1 pseudogene is annotated in these 832 nt (G+C 45.0%); it reads left to right on the forward strand.

The annotated features are described in order from the left end of the window. Positions 1 to 53: 53 nt before the first annotated feature. Positions 54 to 779, forward strand: a pseudogene (locus EI161_RS14530) (FtsX-like permease family protein); the annotation flags it as partial. Positions 780 to 832 lie beyond the last annotated feature (53 nt).

Genomic DNA, 832 nt, shown 5'->3' on the forward strand with positions numbered 1-832 from the left:
AATTATTTTATGATATTTGTCCTGGCCATAACAGTTTTATTTTGAACTGACTATACTCAGATACCGTCATGGAAACTGAGTTTATTACAGATGCCATCGCCAATAATCAGCTGTATGCACCGATCGAAACTGAGAGTAAGAATCCAGGACAAGTCGTCGCGCCTTTATCGATTTTGGATACCGCTGCCAGCTTGCTAAACGTCGGTATGGGCGATCAGGTTCGATTTAATATTCAAGGGATTGAAATCGTCGGTCAGATTACCAGTATTCGCTCGCGTTATGAGCAAGGTCCAAGCCCTTATTTTTACTTCTTATTTGAGCCCTCTGTTCTCTCTGCTGCACCGCAAATCCAATTTGCCACTGCTCATGTAGCCGCCGATGATATTCCAGACTTGCAAGGACAACTGGTCAGAACGTTTCCTGCTGTGACGACTATTGATGGGACGGCTATCGCGCAGCAAGTCCAAGAGTTGGTGGCACAAATGAGCCGCTTGGTTTATGTCTTTACCCTACTGGCTCTATTGACTGGCGTCATGGTATTGATTAGCTCGTTACTGTCCACCTCGCAAGATCGTATGCAAGAAAGCGCTTCGTTTAGGCTGTTAGGGATGCAAAAACGCGATTTATATATGCTTAATGTACTAGAGCTTGGTCTGCTTGGACTGAGTGCCGCGGCATTTGCCGTCATTATCGCCAGCGTTGGCGCATGGGCGGCAATCACCCAATGGTTTAATCTACGCTTTAGTGTGCCGTGGACAAGCTTAACTATTGGCGGTGTATAGTCACTGCACTACAAAAGAGTTATAATTTGGATGAATATCATAAAACAATT

The organism is Psychrobacter sp. FME5 (assembly GCF_014861375.1).
Classification (GTDB): Bacteria; Pseudomonadota; Gammaproteobacteria; order Pseudomonadales; family Moraxellaceae; genus Psychrobacter.